Annotated in this window: 2 tRNA genes and 3 rRNA genes; all 5 read right to left on the bottom strand. The window is 48.0% G+C overall.

Annotated features, from left to right (window positions below):
- Positions 1-52: 52 nt before the first annotated feature.
- Positions 53-161, bottom strand: a 5S ribosomal RNA gene (gene rrf / locus RM553_RS19050).
- Positions 162-363: 202 nt separating this feature from the next.
- Positions 364-3,222 (bottom strand): 23S ribosomal RNA (locus RM553_RS19045).
- 215 nt (positions 3,223-3,437) lie between these two features.
- Positions 3,438-3,511, bottom strand: a tRNA-Ala gene (locus RM553_RS19040).
- Positions 3,512-3,684: 173 nt separating this feature from the next.
- Positions 3,685-3,758, bottom strand: a tRNA-Ile gene (locus RM553_RS19035).
- Positions 3,759-3,947: 189 nt separating this feature from the next.
- A 16S ribosomal RNA gene (locus RM553_RS19030) occupies positions 3,948-5,469 on the bottom strand.
- Together the 16S, 23S and 5S rRNA genes with 2 tRNA genes alongside form the textbook arrangement of a ribosomal RNA operon.
- Between the last annotated feature and the right edge of the window lie 24 nt (positions 5,470-5,493).

Below are 5,493 nucleotides of genomic sequence, written 5' to 3'. Positions count from 1 at the left end.
AAAAGCCTGTAAACAAAAAAAGCACCTATCTTTCGATAAGTGCTTTTAAAAAACAAGGCGGTGACATACTCTCCCACAAATAGCAGTACCATCTGCGCTAACGGGCTTAACTTCTCTGTTCGGAATGGGAAGAGGTGAGCCCCGTTGCCATAACCACCTTAAGCTGTTGAATAGTAGTGAGAATCTAGTAATGAGTAATGAGATAAAAATCTCTATACTCCATTCTCAATACTCAATTCTAATAAGTTGACATATTATAAGAAACAAAGAACATAAGAAGACTATTTAGAAGGACATTATCTGCGTTTTAGAGGCTTTTCTGCCCCCTCCTTTTCTCTCCCTATGGGGGAGCCGGAGGGGGCTTGCACCAAGCTTTACGGATTATTAGTACCACTCGGCTATGACATTACTGCCTTTACACCTGTGGCCTATCAACGTGGTCGTCTCCCACGGTCCTTTAAAGAAATCTCATCTTGTGGTGGGTTTCGCGCTTATATGCTTTCAGCGCTTATCCCTTCCCAACGTAGCTACTCTGCAATGCTCCTGGCGGAACAACAGATACACCAGAGGTTGGTCCAACTCGGTCCTCTCGTACTAGAGTCAGGTCCACTCAAATTTCTAACGCCCACTACAGATAGAGACCGAACTGTCTCACGACGTTCTGAACCCAGCTCGCGTGCCACTTTAATGGGCGAACAGCCCAACCCTTGGGACCTTCTCCAGCCCCAGGATGTGACGAGCCGACATCGAGGTGCCAAACCCCCCCGTCGATGTGAGCTCTTGGGGGAGATCAGCCTGTTATCCCCGGCGTACCTTTTATCCTTTGAGCGATGGCCCTTCCATGCGGTGCCACCGGATCACTATGCTCTACTTTCGTACCTGATCGACCTGTATGTCTCTCAGTCAAGCTCCCTTATGCCATTGCACTCTGCGCACGGTTACCAAGCGTGCTGAGGGAACCTTTAGAAGCCTCCGTTACTCTTTTGGAGGCGACCACCCCAGTCAAACTACCCACCAAGCACTGTCCTTCATTTCCAGAAGTTAGGCTTCAAACAAGTAAAGGGTGGTATTTCAACAATGACTCCACGATACCTGGCGATACCGCTTCAATGTCTCCCACCTATCCTACACATCACTTGTCCAAAGTCAATACTAAGCTATAGTAAAGGTGCACGGGGTCTTTTCGTCCCGTAGCGGGTAATCGGCATCTTCACCGATACTACAATTTCACCGAGCTCATGGCTGAGACAGTGTCCAGATCGTTGCACCATTCGTGCAGGTCGGAACTTACCCGACAAGGAATTTCGCTACCTTAGGACCGTTATAGTTACGGCCGCCGTTTACTGGGGCTTCAATTCAATGCTTCGCTAAAAGCTAACATCTCCTCTTAACCTTCCAGCACCGGGCAGGTGTCAGACCCTATACGTCATCTTTCGATTTAGCAGAGTCCTGTGTTTTTGATAAACAGTCGCCTGGACCTTTTCACTGCGGCCCACATTGCTGTGGGCGACCCTTCTCCCGAAGTTACGGGCCCATTTTGCCTAGTTCCTTAGCCATGAATCTCTCGAGCACCTTAGAATTCTCATCCCAACTACCTGTGTCGGTTTACGGTACGGGTTGCCGCCACTCGCTTTTCTTGGAAGTCGCGCCGATGCATTATCACCGCCGCCGTAGCTTTGGTGTACTATCAGGGTGTTACCACTCCTTTCAACGTACTATTCCGTCAGTACGCAACATCTTTACGCCTCCGTCCGCTTTAACGTGGGGCAAGTAGCAGAATATTAACTGCTTGTCCATCGACTACCCCCTTCGGGTTCGCCTTAGGACCCGACTAACCCTCAGCTGATTAGCATAGCTGAGGAAACCTTGGTCTTTCGGTGTGCGGGTTTCTCGCCCGCATTATCGTTACTTATGCCTACATTTTCTTTTGTAACCACTCCAGCATCCCTCGCAGGTACACCTTCAGCGTTGTTACAATGCTCCCCTACCCCTTCAGATAAATCTGAAAGCCATAGCTTCGGTAATATGTTTATGCCCGATTATTATCCATGCCGGACCGCTCGACTAGTGAGCTGTTACGCACTCTTTAAATGAATGGCTGCTTCCAAGCCAACATCCTAGCTGTCTGGGCAGTCCAACCGCGTTTCTTCAACTTAACATATATTTGGGGACCTTAGCTGATGGTCTGGGTTCTTTCCCTCTCGGACACGGACCTTAGCACCCATGCCCTCACTGATACACATCATTTTATAGCATTCGGAGTTTGTCAGGAATTGGTAGGCGGTGAAGCCCCCGCATCCAATCAGTAGCTCTACCTCTATAAAACTAATGTACCGCTGCACCTAAATGCATTTCGGGGAGTACGAGCTATTTCCGAGTTTGATTGGCCTTTCACCCCTACCCTCAGGTCATCCCAAGACTTTTCAACGTCAACGGGTTCGGTCCTCCACTATGTGTTACCACAGCTTCAACCTGCCCAAGGGTAGATCACACGGTTTCGCGTCTACCATTACCAACTATGGCGCCCTATTAAGACTCGCTTTCGCTACGGCTCCATACCTTAAGTACTTAACCTTGCTGGAAACGGTAACTCGTAGGCTCATTATGCAAAAGGCACGCCGTTAGCCCCCTAACCCCCAAAGGGGGAAGGTAAAGCCTTCGACCGCTTGTAAGCGTATGGTTTCAGGATCTTTTTCACTCCGTTATTCACGGTTCTTTTCACCTTTCCCTCACGGTACTGGTTCACTATCGGTCTCTCAGGAGTATTTAGCCTTGGCGGATGGTCCCGCCGGATTCATACAGGGTTTCCCGTGCCCCGCACTACTCAGGATACCACTATCAATAACACATTCTTACCTATACGGGACTATCACCCTCTACGGTCATTCTTTCCAAAATGTTCCAGTTCTATGTGCATCGAATAACGTGGTCCTACAACCCCAATAAGTCCGTAAACTCATTGGTTTGGGCTAATGCGCGTTCGCTCGCCGCTACTAGCGCAATCACTTTTGTTTTCTCTTCCTCCGGGTACTTAGATGTTTCAGTTCCCCGGGTTCGCCCATCTTACGATGTACTGTATCTTCAATACAGTGGGTTGCCCCATTCGGATACCTGCGGATCAATTCGTATGTGCCAATCCCCGCAGCTTTTCGCAGCTTATCACGTCCTTCTTCGCCTCTGAGAGCCTAGGCATTCCCCATACGCCCTTATTTAGCTTGTGTGCGTATTTGCCTTCTAATTTGCTCGTACTTGTATCCTATCTCTAGAACCAAATACTTAATATAATTTGCTCTTCTTTTGTTATAAAATTTAAAACTCTATAACTGTAGTTTCTCGTATTCTTTGTTTCTCAATATGTCAATGAACGTTTCAGCCCCCTAGCCCCCTAAGGGGGAACTAAGCTTTACCCTCCCCCAATTGGGGGTCGGGGGGCTTTGTGGAGAATATCGGAGTCGAACCGATGACCTCCTGCGTGCAAGGCAGGCGCTCTAGCCAGCTGAGCTAATCCCCCATTCTATATGTTGAATGTTGAATGTTGAATTATGAATGGTGAATTAATTTAAAATTCAAAATTTAGAATTTATAATTCAAAGCCTCAACTTCTAAAATTTCCTTTCAATACTTTTTAATGAACTTCTAATTAACAGTATCAATTGCTTATTGATTCATTGTTAATTGTTTCCGTAGTCTCAGGCAGACTCGAACTGCCGACCTCTACATTATCAGTGTAGCGCTCTAACCAGCTGAGCTATGAGACTGTCCTTAATAGTGTAAAGTTTGTAAAGTATCAAAGTTTAAAAGTATTTCTACTTTACAACTTTTAACTTTTCAACCTTCAACTACTAAAATCAAATTGACAAGCAAAAAATCAAGACCAAAAGGACTTCCTTTTGAACTTCCCTTTAAAAATTGCGCATGTCTCTTATAAGTAAAAGACCTTGCTCTAGAAAGGAGGTGTTCCAGCCGCACCTTCCGGTACGGCTACCTTGTTACGACTTAGCCCCAGTTACCAGTTTTACCCTAGGCCGTCCCTCGCGGTAACGGACTTCAGGTACCCCCGGCTTCCATGGCTTGACGGGCGGTGTGTACAAGGCCCGGGAACGTATTCACCGCATCATGGCTGATATGCGATTACTAGCGATTCCAGCTTCACGTAGTCGAGTTGCAGACTACGATCCGAACTGTGATAGGGTTTATAGATTCGCTCCTTCTCGCGAAGTGGCTGCTCTCTGTCCCTACCATTGTAGCACGTGTGTGGCCCAGGACGTAAGGGCCGTGATGATTTGACGTCATCCCCACCTTCCTCGCGGTTTGCACCGGCAGTCTTGCTAGAGTTCCCACCATTATGTGCTGGCAACTAACAAAAGGGGTTGCGCTCGTTATAGGACTTAACCTGACACCTCACGGCACGAGCTGACGACAACCATGCAGCACCTTGTAATGAGTCCGAAGAAGGGAGTGTTTCCACTCCTGTCCCACTACATTTAAGCCCTGGTAAGGTTCCTCGCGTATCATCGAATTAAACCACATGCTCCACCGCTTGTGCGGGCCCCCGTCAATTCCTTTGAGTTTCATTCTTGCGAACGTACTCCCCAGGTGGGTCACTTATCACTTTCGCTTAACCACCCAGCCCGCAATTAGGCCGGACAGCTAGTGACCATCGTTTACGGCGTAGACTACCAGGGTATCTAATCCTGTTCGCTACCTACGCTTTCGTCCATCAGCGTCAGTTTGTTATTAGTGATCTGCCTTCGCAATCGGTATTCTGTGTAATATCTATGCATTTCACCGCTACACTACACATTCTAACCACTTCATAACAACTCAAGATCTACAGTATCAATGGCAGTTCTACAGTTAAGCTGCAGACTTTCACCACTGACTTATAAATCCGCCTACGGACCCTTTAAACCCAATGATTCCGGATAACGCTTGGATCCTCCGTATTACCGCGGCTGCTGGCACGGAGTTAGCCGATCCTTATTCTTACGGTACCGTCAAACCCCTACACGTAGGGGTGGTTCTTCCCGTATAAAAGCAGTTTACAACCCATAGGGCAGTCTTCCTGCACGCGGCATGGCTGGATCAGGCTCTCGCCCATTGTCCAATATTCCTCACTGCTGCCTCCCGTAGGAGTCTGGTCCGTGTCTCAGTACCAGTGTGGGGGATCTCCCTCTCAGGACCCCTACCTATCGTTGCCATGGTATGCCGTTACCACACCATCTAGCTAATAGGACGCATACTCATCGCTTACCGTAACCTTTAATTATCTAATGATGCCACTAAATAATACCATGAGGTGTTAATCCACGTTTCCATGGGCTATCCCTCAGTAAGCGGTAGATTGTATACGCGTTACGCACCCGTGCGCCGGTCGTCAGCGGTGCAAGCACCCTGTTACCCCTCGACTTGCATGTGTTAAGCCTGCCGCTAGCGTTCATCCTGAGCCAGGATCAAACTCTTCATCGTTGTTTCTTATATATCTTACAACTC

The sequence above is a fragment of the Autumnicola tepida genome, assembly GCF_031846485.1.
GTDB lineage: Bacteria > Bacteroidota > Bacteroidia > Flavobacteriales > Flavobacteriaceae > Autumnicola > Autumnicola tepida.
This window is presented reverse-complemented; position numbering and strand designations above follow the sequence as displayed.